Annotated in this window: 16 protein-coding genes; 3 read left to right on the forward strand and 13 right to left on the reverse strand. The window is 63.2% G+C overall.

Going from position 1 to position 21,242, the window contains the following annotated elements; genetic code table 11:
* Positions 1-103: 103 nt before the first annotated feature.
* The 5 genes from QZS13_RS03185 to QZS13_RS03205 all read right to left on the reverse strand — a co-directional run bounded on the left by QZS13_RS03185 (position 104) and on the right by QZS13_RS03205 (position 6,515).
* Complete coding sequence (locus tag QZS13_RS03185; RefSeq protein WP_295585391.1) at positions 104-829, reverse strand: hypothetical protein; 726 nt, start codon at positions 827-829, stop codon at positions 104-106.
* A gap of 125 nt (positions 830-954) precedes the next feature.
* Complete coding sequence (locus QZS13_RS03190; protein ID WP_295585393.1) at positions 955-3,357, reverse strand: O-antigen ligase; 2,403 nt, start codon at positions 3,355-3,357, stop codon at positions 955-957.
* 141 nt (positions 3,358-3,498) lie between these two features.
* Positions 3,499-5,238: a pyruvate kinase gene (gene pyk, locus QZS13_RS03195; protein ID WP_295585395.1), complete on the reverse strand. Its 1,740-nt coding sequence runs from the start codon at positions 5,236-5,238 to the stop codon at positions 3,499-3,501.
* 164 nt (positions 5,239-5,402) lie between these two features.
* A complete protein-coding gene (locus QZS13_RS03200; RefSeq protein WP_295585397.1) occupies positions 5,403-5,843 on the reverse strand; it encodes an HIT family protein in 441 nt (146 codons plus the stop codon).
* Between the two features lie 69 nt (positions 5,844-5,912).
* Positions 5,913-6,515, reverse strand: a complete 603-nt coding sequence (locus tag QZS13_RS03205) for a TetR/AcrR family transcriptional regulator (RefSeq protein ID WP_295585400.1) — start codon at positions 6,513-6,515, stop codon at positions 5,913-5,915.
* A 136-nt stretch (positions 6,516-6,651) separates the two neighbouring features.
* Here QZS13_RS03205 and QZS13_RS03210 point away from each other — a divergent pair, with 136 nt between their 5' ends.
* Together QZS13_RS03210 and QZS13_RS03215 are read left to right on the forward strand one after the other, a co-directional pair.
* On the forward strand, positions 6,652-8,937 hold the full coding sequence (locus QZS13_RS03210; protein WP_295585402.1) for a hypothetical protein: 2,286 nt from the start codon (positions 6,652-6,654) through the stop codon (positions 8,935-8,937).
* A 19-nt stretch (positions 8,938-8,956) separates the two neighbouring features.
* A complete protein-coding gene (locus tag QZS13_RS03215) occupies positions 8,957-11,080 on the forward strand; it encodes an RND family transporter (RefSeq protein WP_295585404.1) in 2,124 nt (707 codons plus the stop codon).
* A gap of 141 nt (positions 11,081-11,221) precedes the next feature.
* Here QZS13_RS03215 and QZS13_RS03220 read toward each other — a convergent pair whose 3' ends face one another.
* Genes QZS13_RS03220 through QZS13_RS03230 form a run of 3 tightly spaced genes read right to left on the reverse strand, consistent with a single transcriptional unit; the run spans position 11,222 to position 14,015 of the window.
* Positions 11,222-12,064 carry an alpha/beta fold hydrolase gene (locus QZS13_RS03220; RefSeq protein WP_295585406.1) on the reverse strand — a complete coding sequence of 281 codons (843 nt, stop codon included), beginning with the start codon at positions 12,062-12,064 and terminating at the stop codon, positions 11,222-11,224.
* A 17-nt stretch (positions 12,065-12,081) separates the two neighbouring features.
* The gene (locus tag QZS13_RS03225) at positions 12,082-13,665 is read right to left on the reverse strand and encodes a sodium:solute symporter family transporter (protein WP_295585408.1); all 1,584 of its coding nucleotides are present in this window, start codon (positions 13,663-13,665) and stop codon (positions 12,082-12,084) included.
* A complete protein-coding gene (locus QZS13_RS03230; protein WP_295585410.1) occupies positions 13,662-14,015 on the reverse strand; it encodes a DUF997 family protein in 354 nt (117 codons plus the stop codon). Before QZS13_RS03230 ends, QZS13_RS03225 begins: the two co-directional genes overlap by 4 nt.
* 218 nt (positions 14,016-14,233) lie before the next feature.
* Between QZS13_RS03230 and QZS13_RS03235 the strand changes: the two genes are divergently transcribed.
* Positions 14,234-15,667 (forward strand): sigma-54-dependent Fis family transcriptional regulator, encoded by a 1,434-nt coding sequence (locus tag QZS13_RS03235; RefSeq protein WP_295585412.1) that lies wholly within the window; start codon positions 14,234-14,236, stop codon positions 15,665-15,667.
* Positions 15,668-15,712: 45 nt separating this feature from the next.
* On the opposite strand, the gene QZS13_RS03240 is transcribed toward QZS13_RS03235, so the two are convergent.
* The 5 genes from QZS13_RS03240 to QZS13_RS03260 form a co-directional block, all read right to left on the reverse strand.
* Entirely contained in the window at positions 15,713-16,495 is a 783-nt protein-coding gene (locus QZS13_RS03240) for an HpcH/HpaI aldolase/citrate lyase family protein (RefSeq protein ID WP_295585422.1), read from the reverse strand.
* Positions 16,496-16,611: 116 nt separating this feature from the next.
* On the reverse strand, positions 16,612-17,043 hold the full coding sequence (locus QZS13_RS03245) for a signal peptidase II (protein WP_295585414.1): 432 nt from the start codon (positions 17,041-17,043) through the stop codon (positions 16,612-16,614).
* Positions 17,040-19,703, reverse strand: a complete 2,664-nt coding sequence (locus QZS13_RS03250; protein ID WP_295585416.1) for a translation factor GTPase family protein — start codon at positions 19,701-19,703, stop codon at positions 17,040-17,042. The genes QZS13_RS03245 and QZS13_RS03250 overlap by 4 nt, the downstream gene beginning before the upstream one ends.
* A 109-nt stretch (positions 19,704-19,812) precedes the next feature.
* Positions 19,813-20,256, reverse strand: coding sequence for a threonine/serine exporter family protein (locus QZS13_RS03255; RefSeq protein ID WP_295585418.1), 444 nt, complete (start codon positions 20,254-20,256; stop codon positions 19,813-19,815).
* 1 nt (position 20,257) lies between these two features.
* Positions 20,258-21,031, reverse strand: coding sequence for a threonine/serine exporter ThrE family protein (locus QZS13_RS03260; RefSeq protein ID WP_295585420.1), 774 nt, complete (start codon positions 21,029-21,031; stop codon positions 20,258-20,260).
* Between the last annotated feature and the right edge of the window lie 211 nt (positions 21,032-21,242).

Genomic DNA, 21,242 nt, shown 5'->3' on the forward strand with positions numbered 1-21,242 from the left:
TCCTCCTCTGCCGCTTGTTTCGGCACAGTCAGATAATCATCGGAAACTTCCCGTTCCTCCACGTACTGGCTTCCATCTGCATTGCAGATCAAAACTCTGATTTTCACAGCTTCACCCCATAAATAAAAATTTTTCCGCCCGGCTGAATCAAAACGTCATCATAGGCGAAAAAGTTGATGGTCTCTACGCCGCTGGCAGTGACATATTGCGGTAAGGGACTGCCGCCGACCACTGTGCCATACCCTCGATCGTCGGAAAAATTCAAAACGGTGCTAATGCAGCCGTTTTGCTCTGCGAGCCGGATCTGCACAGCAGTACCGCGCTGATCGGAGGCTGCATGTCCTTCAAACTCATACAAACAATACCGTTCACTGTTTTGACTTTTGTATGCAAGATTACTCATGCCGTTGATGCGAACCGCGATATTGATCTCCTGGGACACCAGCAGCTTTGGAACAAGCATCACGTACACATAATCCTGCCACCGGATATCGCGTACATCCACATCCACCTGATTGACCGCGGTGCCCACCGTCACCTCCCGCAGCTTTACAAAGGGCATGGCATCCACCATGGCCTGCAGCTGTGCCAGCGCCGTCTTGTCCGCCTTGCTGCTCTCCAGCGCTCCTGCGGCTGCTGTCACCGTCTGAGATACCTCTTGCTTGGCAGCATTAATCGCCGCTTCCCGGCTCTGCGTCTCCGTCTTCAGCGCTTGCTGCAGGGCCATCAATCCGTTTTCCACGTTGACGTTGTCCCGGTTGAAGTCCTCCCGGAGGATGCGGTCTTCCGGGTTCCATTGGTTCAGCCGGTAGTTTTCCGTATAATTCATTTTCTTTTACCTCCTTTCCGCCCACAGGGGCTTCAACCCGCCGCTCCGGGTCCGGAAAACGTGCACGAATCTGTGCAACAAAAAACGCGGAAGAAAAAATTCTTCCGCGTCTTTTTTCCGTTTGTTCAGCCGAAGAAGCTCTGCAGGGCATCGTAGGCCGTCTGGCCGTCGGCGCCGGACTGGGCCGCAGCTGCGTCCAAAAACGCCTGATTCTCCTCGGTGAGCTGGATCTGCTCCATGCGTCCGCTGCTGTTGAAGTCCGTGAGCAGCCGGGCAAACTTTTCCACGCTGTCCAAATACTCCGGCATCTCCTCCGGCTCCATCTGGGCCCCCGCCTGGATATACAGCCGGGCAATGCTGTTCCACGCGGCCGGGTTGGACGCCTCCTGCTCCAGGCCCGTCCGGCAGGCAGAGAAGAATCCGTCAAAGTCCCGCAGGGGCAGGCAGTAGTAAGCCGCCACGTAGTAGCAGTTGTCAAAGTTCTCCGTTGCCAGCAGCTTGGCAGCATACCCATTGGCTATGCCCCGGCCCGTGGTATTGCCCAGCTGCAGGGCGTTGACCATGGCGGTGGCCTGATAGGTGGCGTCGTCATAGAGCTCCATCCGGTCCAGGGTCTGCAGCTTGGAGACAAACTCCGAGCGAGTCAGCTCCTGGTTCTCGATTCCCTGGAACATGGCCGCCGCCGTCAGGGAGCTGACCTGGACGGCCGCAAACACCACGGCGGTTGCCCACAGCACCGCGGCTGTGGCGCTGCCGCATCGGGCCGCCCGGCGGCTCTCGCCGGGAACGTGGTAGCGGATGACTATGGCTGCCAGCAGAATGAGGACCGCTGTCTGATACATCTGGGTAGACCAGACCACCTCCGTCATGGAGTGGGCAATCATCATGGTCATGCAGGCGGCAAATAGGGCAAACTCCCCACCCCGCTCCGGGTCTTTGCGCCGGCGGATCAGCACCGCCAGGGCACTGCCCAGCAGGAACAAGAACGACGCCAAACCCACCACGCCGGCCTCATCCAGAATCTGGATAAACTGGTTGTGGATATACTTGGACTCATAGTAGAAGCTCTGCACGGCGGTGATGCGGCCCTCCACGCCGCCCACGCCCCAGCCGATGACAGGGCTCTCCTGCCACAGCTTCAGGCCGTCCCGGAAGAACACCAGCCGCTGGATGAAGTTCTGGTTGGCCCGCAGGCCCTGGAGGCGGTTGGCCGCAAAACCGGGCAGCAGCTTGTAGCCCAGGGGCAGCTTTGTGCCGTCGGAGAGGGTCACGGACTCCACGCTGCCCTCGCCGGTCATCTGGAACCACACCACCCGGGTGCCCTCTTCCACCGTGAACGACGCCTGAGACAGCGGCCCCTCATAGAGCACAGTCTGGGTGTGCATCATCAGCTGGGCCTCGTTCTGCGCATAAATCTGAACCTGGGGGTCCGTTCCCTCCACCGTGACGGTGTACGTCCCGGCAGCAGGATAGACCGCCCGGGAGACGGCCTCATCCGCCGTGAGGGTCAGACTGCCGGTGACGGTGAAGGCCAGCACGGCATAGAGCACCACCACGGCCGCCAGCACGCCGCCGGAAATCACGATCGCCCGGCTCCGGCCCGCCAATACCCTCACCAGCTTTTGCCCGGCGAAGCGGTCCAGCGCCCAGACGAGCGCCCCGCATACCACTGCCAGCAGCACCGGCACCACGCTGCCCGTGCCCAAAAACGGGTAAGCGGCAAAGGCGCACACCACCGTGGACAGCACGCACTCGACCATCAGCAAAAAGGCCTCCAGCCGCTCGCCCCGGCCCACGCAGACCAGGTAGACAAGGCACGTGAGGGCGAATGCGCCCATGGCGCCCATGGAGAAGGAGAGAAAGAACGCCAGGGCGTCCACGCCCAGCGTCAGCGCCGCGGCCAGGCGCTCTTTCTTTCCTGCGGCGGTGCGGTAGAGATACAGTCCCAGCACCAGGCCGAAGGCGATCAGTCCGGCGGAGACGTTGGCGTTGGAGAAAATGCCGGTGATGCGGGTTCCCTCCTCATAGCCCATGGTCTCCAGAGGATAACCGCAGCCCAGCAGTCCCATAAAGGCGGAGAAGGCCCGGGTCAGCAGCTGGGCGCTGCCGGCGTCGATGCACAAAAGGGAGACGGCCGCCAGCACGCCGTGGAGGGACCACAAAAGCCCCCGCAGCTTCCCCTCCCCGGTACGGGAGAGCACCAGGCCGAAGGCGGCCAGGGCTGCCAGCATTTTGGTGCTCTCCTGGGCGGCGTAGGCGCCGAAGTCGCACCAGAGCCCGGAGGCCAGGTACACCAGGCCGTAGACCACCACCGCCAGCGTCAGCCAGCTGCCCCGGCGGCGCAGATTGCCCCAGGGCCCCCGTCCCACGGAGAACACCAGCGCCGCGGCCACCAGTCCCACCGCCGCCTGACGGCTGATGCCGGTGATGGCCAGGAAGATGAAAATCGGCAGCAAATACGGATACACCGCGCCCAGCACACCCCGGGAGGGGGCGCCGCTTTGCGCCGGTTGACGAAACTTAGCCAAGGAACTTCACTCCTATTCATTATAATCGCGGAGGTATTATACATGGTTTTCCCTGTATTTTCAACCGTTTCCCGGCAAACCATGCACGCTTTGACCAAAAAGGCCCCCGGCGCGATGCGCCGGGGGCCTTTCCCAGAGCGTTTATTCCGGCAGCGTCTGCACGACGCCCCGGAGGCAGTCCACGGATACCCGGGTGCCGTCCTGGAGGCGGCGGGTGGCGTCCGCGGCGCCCACGATCACCGGCTTATCCAGCGTCAGTCCCACGGTGGCCGTGTGGCAGTCGGCGCTGGCCTCCTCGCTGATGACGGCGGCAGCCTGGCGGATGTAGGGCAGCAGGTCATTGGTGGTGTAGGGCACCACCAGCACGTCGCCCTCCCGGAACTTCTCCGCCACCTCTTCCAGGGTGCGGCACACGCACAGCCGGCCGCTGGCTTTCTTGTCGCCGATGCCGATGGCGTTGAGGAGGGAGCCGCCCACCTGCTGCACCCGGATCATGTTGGTGGTGCCGGCCACGCCCACGGGCACGCCGGCGGTGACCACCACCAGGTCGCCCTGGTGGACGATGCCCGCCTTTTCCGCCGCGTCCACGGCGAACTCCACCAGCTCGTCGGTGCTGCTGGCGTAGGGCATGGTCACCGGCTCCACGCCCCAGTACAGCGCCATCTGGCGGCGCACCTGCTCATCCAGCAGCAGCGCCACAATGGTGGTGCGGGGCCGGAAGCGGCTGACCATCTGGGCGGTGACGCCCCGCTGGCTGACGGTGAGGATGGCGTCGGCGCCGATGTCCATGGCGGTGGTGCAGGCGGCGTGGGCCATGGCGGTGGTGACGGACAGCCGCTCCTTGCCGGAGACCTTCAGGGGCTTTGCCCGGTCGATGTTGGCCTCCGTGCGGCGGGCGATGGCGTCCATGGTCTCCACGGCCTCCACCGGGTACTTGCCTGCGGCGGTCTCACCGGAGAGCATGATGGCGGAGGTGCCGTCATAGATGGCATTGGCCACGTCGGTGATCTCCGCCCGGGTGGGACGGGGATTTTCGATCATGGAGTCCAGCATCTGGGTGGCGGTGATGGCGGGCTTGCCGCAGGCCACGCACTGGGCGATCATATCCTTTTGGATGATGGGAATCTCCGTAAAGTCGATCTCCACGCCCATGTCGCCCCGGGCCACCATGATGCCGTCGGCCACGGCCAGGATGTCCGTCAGATTGCTGACGCCCTCCTGGTTTTCGATCTTGGCGATGATGCGGATGCGGGAGTTCTCCTGGTCCAGGATCTGGCGCAGCTCCCGGATGTCGGAGGCGGTGCGCACAAAGCTGGCGGCAATATAGTCAAAGCCCTCCCGGATGCCGAAGAGGATGTCGTCCCGGTCCCGCTGGCTCACATAGGGCATGGACAGCCGGACGCCGGGGATGTTGACGCCCTTGTTGTTCTTCATAACACCGCTGTTTTCCACATGGCAGAGGATATCCGTGTCCGTGGTCTTCACGACGGTCATCCGCACCAGGCCGTCGTCCAGCAAAATGGTGTCCCCGGCCTTCACGTCGCCGGGCAGATTGGCGTAGGTGACGGAGCAGCACGTCTCGTCCCCCGCCACGTCCCGGGTGGTCAGGGTGAACTCCGTGCCCTCCTTGAGCTCCACGGACCCGCCGGCAAAGGACTTGAGCCGCACCTCGGGGCCTTTGGTATCCAGCATGGCGGCGATGGGCAGATTCAGCTCCTGCCGCACGGCCTTGAGGGCGTCCAGCCGGGCCTTGTGCTCGGCGTGGGTGCCGTGGGAGAAATTGAACCGGGCCACGTTCATGCCCGCCAGCGCCATCTCCCGCAGGACGCCCTCCCCGTCCGTGGCAGGGCCCAGCGTGCACACGATCTTCGTTTTCCTCATGAATATAAACCACCTTTCCAAAAGGTAATCGTTTTTCTGACGCATATCATTCTAGCACACGCCAATGCCGTGCGGAAGAGGATATTTCGTAAAATTTGCGTGAACAGCTTTGGGAAAAAAGACAAGAGAGAGGCCTGCGCCTCTCTCTTGTGCAGCGGCACGGTTTACATGCCTAATTTTTCCCGCAGAGCCCGGATCATATCCGCGTATTCCTGCTCCGTCAGGTAGACCGGCTCCGGGTTGGTGATCTGGAAGTTCCCGCCGAACTCAAAGCCGCCCTCGTACTTGGGCACGATGTGGAAGTGCAGATGGGGGTTGGCGTCTCCAAAGGAGGCCAGGTTCAGCTTGGTGCAGCCCCACAGCTCCTTCACGGCGCCGGAGGCCCGGGCCAGATCCTCGGCGAAGTCCGCCCGCTCCCGGTCGTCACACTCGCACAGCTCCCGCCGGTGGTTCTTCAGCGCCAGCACGCACCGGCCCCGGTGCGCCTGGTCCTTGAAGAGATAGAGCATGCCGGCCTTCATCTCACCCACCGGAAACATGATGGCCTCCCGGCCCTCGTTGTGTTCGTCGCAGTAAAAGCAGCCCACAGGGATCTCCTCCTTCATTGGTTGATACTTCCACCTTACATCCGATTCGCCCCGCCGTCAAGGAAAACGCGGCTGCCGGCCGCGCTTTCAGGACGCCCCGCCCGGCGCCTGGGCCAGCAATCCCTCTCCGGCCCCCTGGACCATCCGGTCGGCGGCGCAGACCAGCGTCTCCTTAGGCAGGGACATCCCCTGGTCGAACCAGGTCTTCATCAGCCCGATGAGGCCGTAGGCCACAAAGCTCAAAAGGTACTCCATCCGCTCCGGGGAGGCGTGGGAAAACCACGCCCGGGCCAAAGGCAGTCCGTTTTCCCGGATGAGCTGGTGGAGCCGGTCGGTGAAGTTGCTGGTGGAGTTGTTCACAAACAGCGCCCGGCACACCGTCCAGTGGTCCACCACGTAGTCCAGAAGAGGCTCAAAGACAGGCCGCAGCGTCCGCTCTTCCCTGGTCTGGGCCATGTGGGCGTCGATGAGTGCTTGCGCCTCGGCCAGCATATCTGTCTCCACGCTTTGCAGCAGAGCGGTGGTGTCCGGGTAGTGGAGATAGAATGTGCCCCGGCTCAGATCCATCCGCTCCGTGATATCCCGCACGGAGATGTCCGAAAACCGCTTCTCCCCCATCAGCTCCAGCAGTCCTTCCTTTAAAAGACGCCGGGAGCGTCGGGAGCGTCGGTCCTCCGTTTCGTTTTTCATGGTGCATCCTCCTCTTGACACTTGTGCAAATGTGTCCATTGCATTTCCCTCTGAGCGGCATTATAATCTCCCTCGAAAAATAAATCAACAATATTTTATTATTGAACATTTGTTGATAATTGAGAGGAGCATGCACATGAACCGCTTCCATGTCCGCCCGCGCCGCGTTGTGGCAGCTGCCACAGCGGCAGCACTGCTGGGCACCGCCCCCGCCGCTCTGGCCGCGGAACCCATCGGCGACGGCGTGGCCCCCGTTTACGATGAGGCCTACTACGCCACACTGGACTACTACGGCAACCTGAAAGAGGGCAGCGTAGTCAAAAGCTACGTGCTCAACGGCGCTACCACCCTGGAAGACCACGGCACCTACGACGCCGTGAGCAACCTGACCGACGGCACGGAGCCCACGCAGCAGGACGGCACCGTCACCTTCCGCTTCGGGGACGACGCCCCCTCCCACTTCTACTTTGAGGGCAAGACCGCCGCCCCCTTCGAATCGCTGCCCTGGACGCTGTCCATCCACTATACCTTGAACGGCGTGCCCACCAAGGCCGAGGACCTGGCCGGCAAAACCGGCGTGGTGGAGATCTCCGTGGACGCCATCCCCAACCCGGACGCCAGCGAGTACGCCCGCAACAACTACACGCTGGAGGCCATGGCCCTGTTCAACCAGGACGACATTTTGTCCCTGGAGGCGCCGGGCGCCCAGGTGCAGCTGCTGGGCAACCTGCGCACGGTATTGTTTCTGGCCCTGCCGGGGGAGGAGCAGCACTTCACCATCCGGGTGGGCAGCGACGACTTCGCCTTTGACGGCATGACGTTTTTGATGGTGCCCGCCACCCTCAGCCAGCTGGACGAGATCGCCCAGCTCTCGGAGCGCAAGGACCAGCTGGAAGACGACTACGACAAGCTCTCCGGGAGCCTGGACACGCTGCTGGACGCCTTCGGCGGTATGCAGAGCAGCCTCAACGCCACCGCCGACGGCCTGGACCAGCTCAACGAGGCCCGGGGCACCATCTCCCAGAGCAAGGACCAGCTCTACGCCGAGGCGGACGTGGCCCTGGGAGATCTGGCGGGTCTGGCCGACACCCTGGAGCCCCTGGCGGGCCATCTGGACACGGCCTCCCAGGCCCTGACGGACATCCAGGAGCAGGTGAACAGCCTGTGCACCTCCGCTGTGAGTCTGCGGACCCAGCTGGGGGACCTGCGGGACGTGCTGGACGACCTGGACGAGGATCTTGCCGACCTGCAATCCGGCAAGGGCAGCGCCTCCGCCCTGCGCAGTGACCTGAGCAACCTGGGCCGTGTGCTGGAAAAGCTTCAGAAGCTGGCGGGCACCGCCCAAAGCGCCGTGGACGCCCTGTGCAAGCAGGCCCCCTCCCTTTCCGGCGGGTCTGAGGTGACGGTAAACGGTATGACCGTGGACGAGATCCGCGCTGCCGTCAAACAGCTGGACGCAGCCTACAGCGCCAAGTACGAGGAGTATGTCGCCCAGATGACGGAGGCGGGACTGGAGCCCTCCGAGGCGGAATTCCAGGAGCTGTGGAAGTCCGGCCTCTCTTCGGAGCAGTATCAGCTGTGGGCGTTCTCCAAGACCGGCGAATACGATAAGACGCTGGAGCAGGCGGACGCCGTCAACCAGCTGCTCACGGGCTTCGGCATCTCCGTGGACCAGATGAAGGCCCTGGCTGAATCCATGGGCGGTGCCACCAGCACCATGCTCGGCCAGCTGGGCGATCTGTGCGATGCCCTGGGCGAGGACGGCCTCAGCGGCACGCTGTCCGGCTTTTTGAAGAAGGCGGACAGCACCACAGACCACCTGCGGGATGCAGGCAGCGTTGCCCAGACCGCGTCCAAAAAGCTCCAGGAGATCCTGGACGAGACGGAAAAGCTCAATGAAACCGTAGACGGCTACATCCCCCAGGCCCAGCAAGCTCTCACCGACGCCAAGGCCCTGACGGAGGCCGCCGTCACCGGCGCACGGGACCTGCACACCTTCCTGACTGATCTGGAGGCGGTGACGAAGAACGCCGGCACCCAGCTGGACAGCGGTACCCAAAAGACCCTCTCGGGCCTTGCCGCCTCCCTGCGCCAGGCGGCCAGGAGCCTTTCCACCACCTCCGACGTGAAGGCCGCCAAAAACGACATCAGCTCCATCATTGAGGACACCTGGAACGAGCACACGGGCCAGATGGACAATCTCCTGAACATGGACGCTACCGCCGAGGCCGTGTCGCTGACCTCCGCAGAAAACCCCGCGCCCCAGAGCGTCCAGGTGCTCATCCGCACCCAGGAGATCCAGCCCGCCGGGGACGAGCCGGACGCGCAAGCATCCCAGCAGGCGCCCCAGACCTCCTTCTGGGACCGGGTGGCCCAGATGTTCCGGGATTTCTGGAACGCCGTCACCGGGATTTTCTCCTGAGCCTTGAAAGAGCAGGTGGATGAACTTGATTGAAAAATTTGCCCATGGCCTGACCCGCAGGCCCAAGCTGGTGGCAGCCATTGCGCTGGTGATGCTCATTCCCTCCGTCATTGGCTACGCCGCCACCCGCATCAACTACGACATTCTCTCCTATCTTCCCCAGGACCTGCCCTCCTCTCAGGGTGAGCAGCTGCTGGAGGACCCCTTTCAGATGGCCGCCACCAGCATGCTCATTGTGGACGGCATGCCCGCCGGCTACACCAACGACCTGGTACAGGAGATCCAGGACGTGCCCGGCGTGTCCAACGCCGTGTGGCTGAGCAATCTGGTGGGCATCCAGATCCCCGCGGACATGATCCCTGCCTCCTTCCGGGACCTGTTCTTCTCCGGGGACGCCACCATGATCCTCATCCAGTACGACCACCCCGGCGCCTCCGACGAGACGATGGAGGCCATCGGTCAGGTGCGCAGCCTGTGCAATGAAAAGTGCTTCCTGGCAGGCTTCTCCGTCATCATCAAGGACACCCGGGACGTGATGGACAGCGAGCTGCCTCTCTTCGTGGGGCTGGCCATCTTGCTGGCCCTGGCCGCCATGGCGCTGACGCTGGAGTCCACGGTGCTGCCCTTCGTGTTTCTCGCCAGCATCGGCATCGCCGTGGTCTACAACTTCGGCACCAACGTCTTCTTGGGCGAGATCTCCTACATCACCAAGGCCATCGCCGCGGTACTGCAATTGGGCGTGACCATGGACTACTCCATCTTCCTCTACCGCCGCTACGAGGAGGAGCGGGCCAACTACAGTGACAAGCGGGACGCCATGGCCCAGGCCATCTGCGCCGCGTTCCGCTCTCTGTCCGGCTCCAGTCTGACCACCATTGCCGGCTTCCTGGCCCTTTGCTTCATGCGTCTGACCCTGGGAAGGGACATCGGCATCGTCATGGCCAAGGGCGTGGTGCTGGGGGTGGCCACGGTCATTCTGGTGCTTCCCAGCCTGGTGCTTCTCTTCGACAAGCAGATCGACCGCCACAAGCACAAGACCCTCCTGCCCAGCTTCCACCGTGTCAACGGCTTCGTGCTGCGGCACCGGCGGGCCCTGGTGGTGCTGACGTTGGTGCTGTTTCTGCCCGCTTTCTACGCCCAGAGCCACGCGGATATCTACTATAAGCTCGATGAGTCCCTGCCCAAGGACCTGCCCTCCATCGTCAGCAACGAAAAGCTCAAGGAGGACTTCGACATGGCCACCTCCCATTTTCTCGTGCTGCGGGACGACCTGACCGCTTCCCAGATGAGTGAGCTGGAGCAGCGGCTGGAGGCCCTGGACGGCGTCACCTCCGTGGTGTCCTACCACGCGCTGCTGGGCACCGGAATTCCCGACTTCTTCGTGCCCGAGGACCTGCGTCAGATGCTCCGCCAGGACGGCTGGCAGCTGATGATGGTCAACTCCTCCTACGAGCCCGCCACGGACCAGGTGGCCGCCCAGCTGGACGAGATGCAGGCCATTCTCAACGACTACGACCCCGACGCCATGATCACCGGCGAGGGCGCCATGTACCGGGACCTGATCGACACCGCCGCCGTGGACTTCAACGTCACCAGCTACATCTCCATCGCCGCCATCTTCCTCATCATCGCGGTGGTGTTCCGCTCGCTGACGGTGCCGGCGGTGCTGGTGGCCACCATTGAGCTGGCCATCTTCTTAAACCAGGGCTGCTCCTACTTCACCGGCGCCCAGATCCCCTTCATCGCCCCCACCATCATCAGCTGCGTGCAGCTGGGCGCCACCGTGGACTACGCCATTTTGATGACCTCCCGGTTCCAGGAGGAGCTGCGCAGCGGAAAGACGGCCAAAGAGGCCATCGCCATCGCCGCCGACTCCTCCGACGCCTCTATCATCACCAGCGCCCTGGTGCTCTTCTGCGCCACGCTGGGCGTGTCCTTCGTCTCGTCCATCGACCTGATCGGCGCCATCTGCATTATGCTGGCCCGGGGCGCCTGCATCTCCGCCCTGGTGAGCATCTTCCTCATGCCCGCCATCTTGCTGGTGTGCGAGCCTCTTTTCAACAAGACCAGCCTCCGCTGGCGCACTACGCCTCCCCAGCGCACCGCCCCCCGCCTGCCCTGGAAAAAGCACGCCGGCGTGTGAGCGGAATTTCCCTTTCCATCAAGCAGCAGAGGCCGGAGCTTTTTATAAGCTCCGGCCTCTTTTTTATGAAAGCGCCCTGTCCCTTATGGGGACAGGGCGCTTTCGAGAGGGGAAAATGAGGGGAAAACAATTTGATGATGCTCAGGCGTACTGCTCCACAAACTCCAGCACCGTGCCATTGAACTGCTCCGGGTCCTCCAGGAACATGACGTGGCCCAGATTCAAAAACTCGTGGTAGTAGCACTTGCCGCCCACCAGGTCCCGGTAGTGCCGGCCCATGGCGATGCCGCGGGGGATCGCGCCGCTGTCCGCGCAGCAGATCATCAGGGGGATGGTGATCTTTTGCAGCGTGGGGGTGTAGTCCTTGAAGAGGAAGTCGTTGTACAGGGCAAATGCGATGTACACGGGCAGCTTTTTCATCTCCGTGCTGACCCAGTCCTCCACTTCCTTGCAGGGGGGCTCGTGGAAGCAGATGCGGGTAAAGGCCCGGGTGTAGGCGTCGTGGTTGACCATGGCGTTTTCCAGCGTGGCGGTCATGCCGTCCATGTTGAAGCCCGCCAGGGAGTGACTGTTCCAGTTCTCGGGAGAGAAGGGATACAGGGCGCTGTCGATGACGCCGATCTTCTTCAGGTGGTCCGCGCCGAACTGCTCATAGTACTCCATGACCACGCTGGAGCCCATGGACCAGCCCAGGAGCGTCACGTCCTCCAGTCCCAGGTGCTCGATGAGCTCGTGGATGTCCTTGGCACAGCGCTCCATGGTCAGGTTCTGGAGGGTCTTGGAGGAGGAGCCGTGGCCCCGCCAGTCCACCAGCACCAGCCGGTGGTTGGCGGAGAGGCCCTCGATGTTCTTATAGAAGAACTTGGAAGAGCACAGATACCCGTGGAGAATGACGATGGGGTCGCCCTTGTCCTTGCCGTAATCCTCAAAGTAGATCCAGGCGCCGTCGCTGACCTGGAAAAAGTTGTCCCTGCTTTTAATCATGGTTCATGTTCCTCCGTTCAGTCCTTCAGGGTGTCTACCTTGGCGTACTTCTCGTCGTAGTCGGCGCAGAAGAACACCTGGAAGTAGCCCAGCTTGATCCGCTCATTCTTCGTGGCCTTGCTCACCGCCACCAGCAGCACCAGCGAGAGAATCCACGCAGGCAGGAAGGCGTGGACGCCGCCCAGGGAGGCAGCCCACCAAGCCTTGGTGGCGGGGATGACGCTGGAGAGGAAGTAGAACACCACATAGGAGGCAAAGCCGCCCACGATGGAGGCCACCATGCCCTTGGCCGTGGCCTTCTTCCAGTACATGCCCACCAGCACGGGGAAGTACCAGGCAGCGCCCAGGGCCGCCAGGGCGAAGTTGATGATGTACTGGGTCAGCTCAGAGGGCTTGAGGGCGATGAGGGTGGCGATCAGGGCGATAACCAGCACGCAGGTGGTGTTGATGCGGCTCTGGGTCTTGGCGGGGGTGGAGGGCTTGCAGCAGTCGACGATGAAGTCCTTGGCCAGCATGGAGGCGCCTGCCATGGCAAGGCCCGCCAGAGAGGACTGCACGGCGGCGAAGATGCCGCAGAAGATGATACCGCCCACCCAGGAGGGCAGCAGGTTGGTGGCGTTGAAGATGGTGGTGTAGTCGGCGGTTTCCAGATTGGGGTTGATGGCGTAGGTCAGGGGGCCGGTGAAGCACATGATGCCCTGGACCAGAGTGAACACGCAGCAGGAGATCATGACGCCCTGCTTGAGCTTTTTGTGGTTGTTGTAGGTCATGGTGACGGACAGGGCATGGGGCACCGCGCCCAGACCTACGCCGGCGAACAGGGCCGTACCCATGGCGTTCCAGAAGCTAAAGCCGGTGTTGGCCTGAATGGCGCCGGGGAAGGCGGAGCCCAGGTACTCCATGGTGGCCCGGACGCTGCCGTGGTTTTCCACGTTGGTGGCAATGAGGATGCCGATGATGGCGAAGGTGGCCAGCAGCATGATGACGCCCTGGATGACGGCCACCTTGGCCATGGACTTGATGCCGCCGGAGAGGGTGTAGATAACGGTGATGACGATGACCAGCACAATGCCCAGATAGTAGGCGTTGGTGCCGGTGACGGCGGCGAACACCTTGGCGCCGGCGGAGATCTGGCCGGCGGCGAAGAAGGTCAGGCCGAACGCGCCGGTGATGGCCAGGGCAGCCACCACGGCCTTGGACTGGAACCGCAGGCCCAGCAGCTGCTGGAAGGTGACGGCGCCGGTACGGTCCCGGAGGATGGCCACCTTGCGGCCCACGCTGCCAAGACCGTAGGCGGCGGTGAGGAAGCCGGCGTAGTAGACCAGGGCGGCGGTGAAGCCCACCTTATAGCCCAGGCCCGGGGCGGTAATCATGGTGCCGCCGGCCATGGAGTTGGTGGCGGCGATCATGGCGATGGCGAAGGCGCCCAGCCCGCCGCCGCCGGTGAGGAAGGAGGCCAGACCGTCCTGGCTGCCCTTCCGGGACTGATACTTGATGTAGAAGCCGAAGCCCACAATGACCACCGTGTAGATGGCGAAAATCACCAGCATCGTCCGGGACGTGGACGCGGTGATGGAAAATCCTCCCAGATCGTAGCTCATGCCTTATTCCCTCCCTCTTTCTTGTCAGACCGGTTTTTCTTGAAGCGGGCCGTCAGGGGGAATTCCTCCCACTTGGCCAGGTAGATCATGCCCACCACAAACATGGCAAGGTAGATCAAAATGGCGCCGGAGATCCACATGGGCATCCCCAGCAGATACTTCATCTGGGCCGGGTCCCCGGTGCCGAAGGCGTACATCCAGATGGTGGCGATCACCGTGCAGGCGATGCCCAGGATGTGGAAAAATGCCGCGTCCTTTTTTCCGGCCTCCAGCCGCTCGTCCAGGTTGCCCACCTGGTCCACATCGTACTCCGTGGATTCCAGATCCACCGCGCTGCGCTTTTCTTCCATAGTCGTTACCCTCCTTTTGATTTGCCGCGTGTGCGGCTTCTGTCAGACGTCCCAACTATAAAGCAATTTTTGTGCCAACTAAATCCTTGTACTATTTCCACAAATCATCCTTGCGTTTATGTGCAACATCATGATATAGTAGGAGAAAAATCCCACTGTTTTTGCAATTTTGCAAAATATATTTTCGCATTTTGGCGAAACGCGAAAAAGGAGGCGCCATGGAATTTCCAAATCTTGCCGCAGATCCCGCCGCCCAGCGGGAGTATGAGCTTTTGAAGGTGCTGGCAGAGCACTACTTCGGCAGCATGCTGGTCACGGACAGCAAAGGCCGCTTCCTCTATGTCAACGACGGGTGCTGTAAGCTGCTGGGCATCGACCGTGAGACCCTGCTGGGCCTTTCCATCTACGATACGCTCCACGACTACTGCCACGCCACCAGCGCCTCGTCCATCAAGACCCTGGAGACGAAGAAGGAGTGCCTGAGCAACCACACCCTCAAGGACTCCGGCAAGCAGGTGCTGGCCCTCTCCCGGCCTCACTTCGGCCCGGACGGGGAGCTGGAATACGTGCCCACCTACAGCTGGGACGAACGGGAGCTCTATACGCTGCTGGAAAAATTCGACCAGGAGCGGGACAATGTCCGCAGCGTCATCCGCTTCATGCAGGCAACGGACAAGACGCCGGACATGCTCATCGCCGAGAGCCAGCCCATGCGCAGCCTGCTGGAGTACGCCGACCACATTGCCGCCGTGGACTCTACCGTCATCATCTACGGGGAGTCCGGCTCCGGCAAGGAGCTGTTCGCCAAGTACATCCACGCCAAAAGCAGCCGGGCCGACCAGGTGTTCATTCCCATCAACTGCGCCTCATTGCCTCCCTCCCTGCTGGAGGCGGAGATGTTCGGCTATGAAAAGGGCACGTTCACCGGCGGCATGAAGGACGGCAAGATCGGCCTTTTCGAGTTTGCCGACAAGGGCACGGTATTTCTCGACGAGATTGGCGAGATGCCCCTGGAGCTGCAGGCAAAGCTGCTTCGGATCATTGAAAACGGCGAGATCAAGCGGCTGGGCAGCAACCAGATCATCAAAAGCGACGTGCGGATCATCGCCGCCACCAACCGCAACCTTGCGGAGATGGTGCGGGAGAAGACGTTCCGGGCCGACCTCTACTACCGGCTCAATGTGCTGGTCATCAACGTGCCGCCTCTGCGGGAGCGGGCGGAGGACGTGCGGCCCCTGGCGGAATACTTCGTCCAGGCCTTCAACAAAAAGTACGGCTTCACCAAGCGGCTCAGTCCGGAGACCATCCAGGTCATGGAGCAGTACGACTGGCCGGGCAACGTGCGGGAGCTGCGCAACACGGTGGAGCGGATGATGGTGGAGAGCAAGAACACCCTGGTAGACCTGAAGTCCTTCCGGAAGATGGACACGGTGGTGGTGGAGCGGCCCGCCCCGCCGGCCGTGGATTCCTCCCTTCCCTACCAGCAGGCCATGGACCAGTGCCAGCGTCAGTACATCACCGCCGTGGTGGACGCATGCGGCGGGGACCTGCGTCAGGCGGCGCAGCGGATGGGGCTGCATCTTTCCACCTTGTACCGGAAAATGGAGAAGCTGGGCCTTCCCCTCCACAAGGAGGCCCCGGAGGAGCCATAAAAAAAGCGGACACCCGGATGGGTGTCCGCTTTTTTATGTACGGGATTACTTGTTTGCAAAGGCCTCCACGTCGGCCTTGGCCGCCTGGTAGAACAGGTACGTGTCGCAGGTGTAGCCCACGAACTTGATGCCCATGTCCCGCCACTTCTTGGCGCCCTCCACGGTGTCGGCAAAGCAGCCCAGCTTCACGCCCTTGGCGTTGGCCTTTTCGATGATGCCCTGGATGCAGGCCACCACGTCCGGGTGATCCACCTCACCCACATGGCCCAGGGAGCTGGACAGGTCGTAGGGCCCGATGAACAGCACGTCCAGGCCGGGCACGTCCAGGATCTCGTCCAGGTTATCCACAGCCTTCTTGCCCTCGGCCTGGAGGATGACCACCGTCTCATTGGCCTGGGCGAAGTACTCGCTGCCGGGCTTGGCGCCGTAGCAAGCGGAGCGGACGAAGCGGTTGGTGCCGCGGGTGCCCACGGGGGCGAACTTGGCGGCGGAGATCACGGCACGGGCCTGCTCGGCGGTGTCGATCTGAGGCACCAGCAGTGCGCCGGCGCCCACGTCCAGGGCCCGGTCCACCCAGATGTCGGTGCCCCGGGGCACGCGCACCACCGGGCACACGCCGGCCACGTTGGCGGCGCGGATCAGGTTCTGGAGGTTTGCAAAGGTGCCGGGGCCGTGCTCCATATCCAGCAGCACGAAGTCGTATCCGGCGTAGCCGGCGGCTTCCACATAGGCGGGATCAGAGGTAATCATAAAGGGGCCCAGGGCACCCTGGTCGGAGTCCATGGCGGCCTTGAAGCGGGCCACTGCGTCCATGGAGGGCATCTTCATCGTTTCCACAGTAATTCTCCTATCTTTATTCCGGCGCAAGCGCCGTTGATTCCATATAGCGGAACTGTATTCCACATTTTCCGCACCTCTATTCTACGCGCCCTCCCCGGTTCTTGTCAATGTCTGAACGAGGTTTTCCTGCTCAGGGAAATCAGCAGCGCGCCCAGGAAGATGGCGAAGTCCGCCAGGTTGTATACGTAGCGTTTCATCCGGCCGGGCGCCTTGGGAAACTGGATGTAGTCAAACACGCCCGCATCCCCCAGCCGCTCACAGAGATTGCTGGCGCCGCCGCCCAGCAGCAATCCGCAGCCCACCCGGCTGCGCCGGCACAGCGGCAGCGACACCAGCAGCACCACCAGGGAGACGCCCGCCAGGCACTTCCGGGAAAGATGCAGCAGTCCGAAGGCGGAGCCCCGGTTATGCATGCCCGTCAGGCGCACCCGGCCCCCCAGATGCAGGCTCTCCCGGCGCTCCGGCCGGTCCAGACGGTGCCGCAGAGCGGTACAGGCGGCCGCCACGGCGGCGGCCAGCAGCAATGCCAGAATCATGTCTCGTCCTCCCTCTCCATGGCCTTTTGCAGTGCGGGCCCCACGGGACGGTGCCCGCCGGGACGGTTGTTGCGCTGCAAGGCCGCCGCCAGCTGGGCCATGGTCTCCTCCACCTCCGCAAGGAATGCGGAGGCAGACAGCCGCAGTGCCCCGTGGCCCAGAATGATGAGCTGCTCCGGTCCGTCGGACGTGGCCACCTTCACCCGGTGCTCCCGGCCGATCTCGTAGGTGGCTTTTTCAATGTAGGCGTCCGCCGTCTCCGCCTCCTTGGTGTAGACCACGTGGATGTTGTGGTATTTCTCCACGGACCCAAGGCCGCCCTTGACCTTGTAGGCGTCGAACACCACGATCACATGGCATTTCCGCACGCCCTGATAGTTGCACAGAAGGTCGCACAGCTGCTTGCGGGCGGCGTCCAGGTTGTCCCGGGCCACGGTCTTGAGACTGTCCCAGGCGAAGATGATGTTGTAGCCGTCCACCAGCAGATACTCCTCCCCGCCCTTTTGGGGACGGACGGGCCGCTTTTCCGCTCCGTCCGTGCTCTGGGGGCGTTTGGGCGGGCGGGGCGGCTGGAACGAGCGCTGCTTCACCGGGCCGTAGGTGCGCTCGAAGATGGCCATAAGCTCCTTGTCCTGGGCCAGGGTACCGGCGTACCGCTCTCCCCGGCTCCGGTCCGGTCCGGCGTCCTCCGCTTCCTCCTCCGGCTCTCCCAGACGCAGGCCGCTGTCCACATGGGCCCGGGCGGGCACGTCCTGCCACTTGACCGTAACGCCCGCCCCGTGCTCGCAGAACACGGAGTCCGGCGGGTTGTCCACGTCCCGCTCCGGGTCGTATCCGGCGGCCTCCACCACCGACGCCTGGTCGGTGCAGGGGGCGTAACCCCGGAACACGCACTGGAGGTGACCGGTGCCCCGGGTGTAGGCGGTGACCTCCTGGGCGTAGTTGCGCATGGCGCTCACCGGCGCCGTGCCGGTGAGGGTGGTCATCTCCCCCGCCGTCTGAGGGGGCTGCGTCTGGCCGCCCATGCGCTGGATGTCGCTCAGCGCCCGGCCCACCAGCGAGGCAGGCACCTCCAGGGTAAAGTCGTACCAGGGCTCCAGCAGGATGTTCTCCGCCTGCATAAGCCCCTGGCGCACCGCCCGGTAGGTGGCCTGGCGGAAGTCGCCGCCCTCCGTGTGCTTGACGTGGGCCCGGCCCGCCACCAGGGTGATCTTCATGTCGGTAATGGGCGCGCCCACCAGGACGCCGGGGTGCTCCCGCTCGGAAAGATGGGTCAGCACCAGACGCTGCCAGTTCCGGTCCAGCTGGTCCTCCGGACACTCCGTCGCCAGCACCAGCCCGCTGCCGGGGGGCAGAGGCTCCAGCAGCAGATGCACCTCCGCGTAGTGGCGCAGGGGCTCGAAGTGGCCGATGCCCTCCACCGGGGCGGCGATGGTCTCCCGGTACAAAATGGCCCCCTCGCCGAAGGTGACCTCCATGCCGAAGCGCTCATGGATGAGCCGTCCCAAAATCTCCATCTGCACGGGTCCCATGAGCTGGGCGTGGATCTGGCGCAGGTGCTCGTCCCAGACGATGTGGAGCTGAGGGTCCTCCTCTTCCAGCTGACGGAGCTTCAAAAGGGCCGTATGCGGGTCCGTCCCCTCCGGCAGGCACACCTGATAGGTCAGCACCGGCTCCAGCACCGGCCCGGACCAGTCCGCCTCAAAGCCCAGTCCCTGGCCGGGACGGGTACGGGTCAGTCCGGTGACGGCGCAGACGGTGCCCGCCTCCGCCTGTTCAGTCAGCTGGAATTTGGCGCCGGAGTAAATGCGCAGCTGGTCGGCCTTCTCCTCCCAGATCTCCGCCTCCGCCCGGCCCGGACGGCGGTTGGTCACCGCCTCCTTGACGCGCAGGGCGCCGCCGGTGATCTTCATCCAGGTGAGCCGGGCCCCCTGGGCGTCCCGCGACACCTTGAAGATCCGGGCGCCGAACTCCGCCGGGTAGTCCGGCATGGAGGCATAGCGCCCCAGGCCCTCCAAAAACTCGTCCACGCCGGTGAGCTTCAAGGCCGCGCCGAACCAGCAGGGAAACATGGCCCGCCGGGCGATGAGGCCGGCAAGGTCCCCGTCCTCCAGCCGTCCCCGGGAGAGGTACCGGTCCAGAAGCGTCTCGTCGCACACGGCGGCCTCCTCCCAGACAGCCTCCTCCGGCGCGGAAAAATCTACGATGGACGACGACAGGGACGCCCGCAGCTCCGAGAGTACCCGCGCCCGGTCCGCCCCGGCCAGATCCATCTTGTTGACAAACAAAAACACGGGCACCTGGTACCGCTCCAATAGCCGCCACAGCGTCCGGGTATGGCCCTGGACGCCGTCGGTGCCGCTGATGACCAGCACGGCGCAGTCCAGCACCCGGAGCGTCCGCTCCATCTCGGCGGAGAAGTCCACGTGGCCGGGGGTGTCCAGCAGCGTGATCTCCGCGTCGGGCAGGTGCAGCTGTGCCTGCTTGGAAAAGATGGTGATGCCCCGCTCCCGCTCCATGGCGTCCGTGTCCAAAAAGGCGTCGCCGTGGTCCACCCGGCCCAGGCGGCGCACCGTGCCGCTGCGGTAGAGCATGGCCTCCGACAAGGTGGTCTTGCCCGCGTCCACATGGGCCAGGATGCCCGCTACCAGTTTCTTCATGGTTTACCCCATTTCTCTTGATACTACGGCGTTATCATACCATGTTCCCCTGCCGGGCGCAAGCGGCGGCGAAAAAGGCGGCCTCCCGAAGGAGGCCGCCTGAAAACCGTTACCGCTTCCCGGCGCGGCGGCGCCAGGTGAGCATGCGGACGATGGACGTGACCAGCGACGCGCCCACGGCGATGGCGGCGGCGCTGGCCGCCGTCTGGAGCCCCACCCGGGAGAACATGGGGTAGTCGCCGTTGATGAGGTAGTCCATGGTGTAGTAGAGCCCGCCGCCGGGCACCAGGGGGATGATGCCGATGATGAGGAAGATGGTGGCCGGCGCCTTGAGCACCCGGGCCAGCACCTCCGCCAGGACCGACACCACGATGGTGGCGGTAAAGAACCGGGCCGTCTCGCTGCCCAGGGGCTCCGTCAGCAGATACACCCACCAGGACACGGCGCCGATGGCGCTGCAAAGCACCATAAACAAGGGCTTGCGCACCTGGAAGATAAAGCAGAAGCTCATGCAGCCCAAAAAGGCGTACAGGCAGGGGAGGAATTTCTCCATCTCAGATCACCCCCCAGAAAAACCGCGCCAGGCCCACGGGGATGGCGATGCCCACCGCCAGGGCCATGGCGATGATGAGCACCTCGGCGAACTTGGTCAGCGCCGTCAGAAAGTCTCCGGCGATCACGTCCCGCATGACGTTAGTGATGGCGATGCCGGGCACCAGCAGCATGATGGCGCCGATGACCATCTTGTCCATGTGGATGGGCACGCCCAGATAGGAAAGGGCCAGGGGCAGCAGCACCATGGCCATGCTGGAGCATACGTAGGTGAAGAAGATGTTGGTGTCGTACCGGCTCAGGTATCCCACCGACGCCTTCACCGCCGCGCCGCAGAAAAAGGCCAGGCAGGCGTCCAGCAGCGTGCCGCCCCAGAAGAGGGTGAAAAACACCGCCACGAACCCGTGGGCCAGGTAGCTCACATACTGGGGATAGCTGGCCGCAGACGTCACCTCCTCCAGCCGGGCAAAGGCCTCCCGGGGGGCGGGCCGGTCCCGGCATACCCGGCGGCAGAGGCTGTTGAGCCGCTCCAGCTTGTCCAGGTTGATGAAGGAGGAGCGGATGCGGATGGACTTGGTGTAGTTGTGTCCGCCGTCCTGGATGTTCAAAATGACGCAGGAGGGGATGGCGAACACCTCCGTATCCTCATAGCCGTAGGCGGTGAGCAGCCGGTTGATGGAGTCCTCCACCCGGTAGATCTCCGCGCCGTTCTGGATGAGCTGGCGGCCCATCTCACAGCAGAAATTCAAAATCTGTTCCGTTCGTTCCGTCTTCATGTACGCTCCCGCCTCAAAGGGTAATTGGGTCGTGTTCCGTGAGGAACATTATAGATTCGCCCCGCCGGAAATGTCAACGTCCCTTCCTGGTTTTCGCAGGTCCGGAAAAAAATATTCCGGCGCCCTCGGGGGACGCCGGAATATGGGGTTCCAGCTTTTACAGCAGCGTATCGAACGCGGCCTTGAAGTCGGCGATGATGTCCTCGGGGTC

The sequence above is a fragment of the uncultured Oscillibacter sp. genome (assembly GCF_900546705.1).
Lineage (GTDB): Bacteria > Bacillota > Clostridia > Oscillospirales > Oscillospiraceae > Oscillibacter.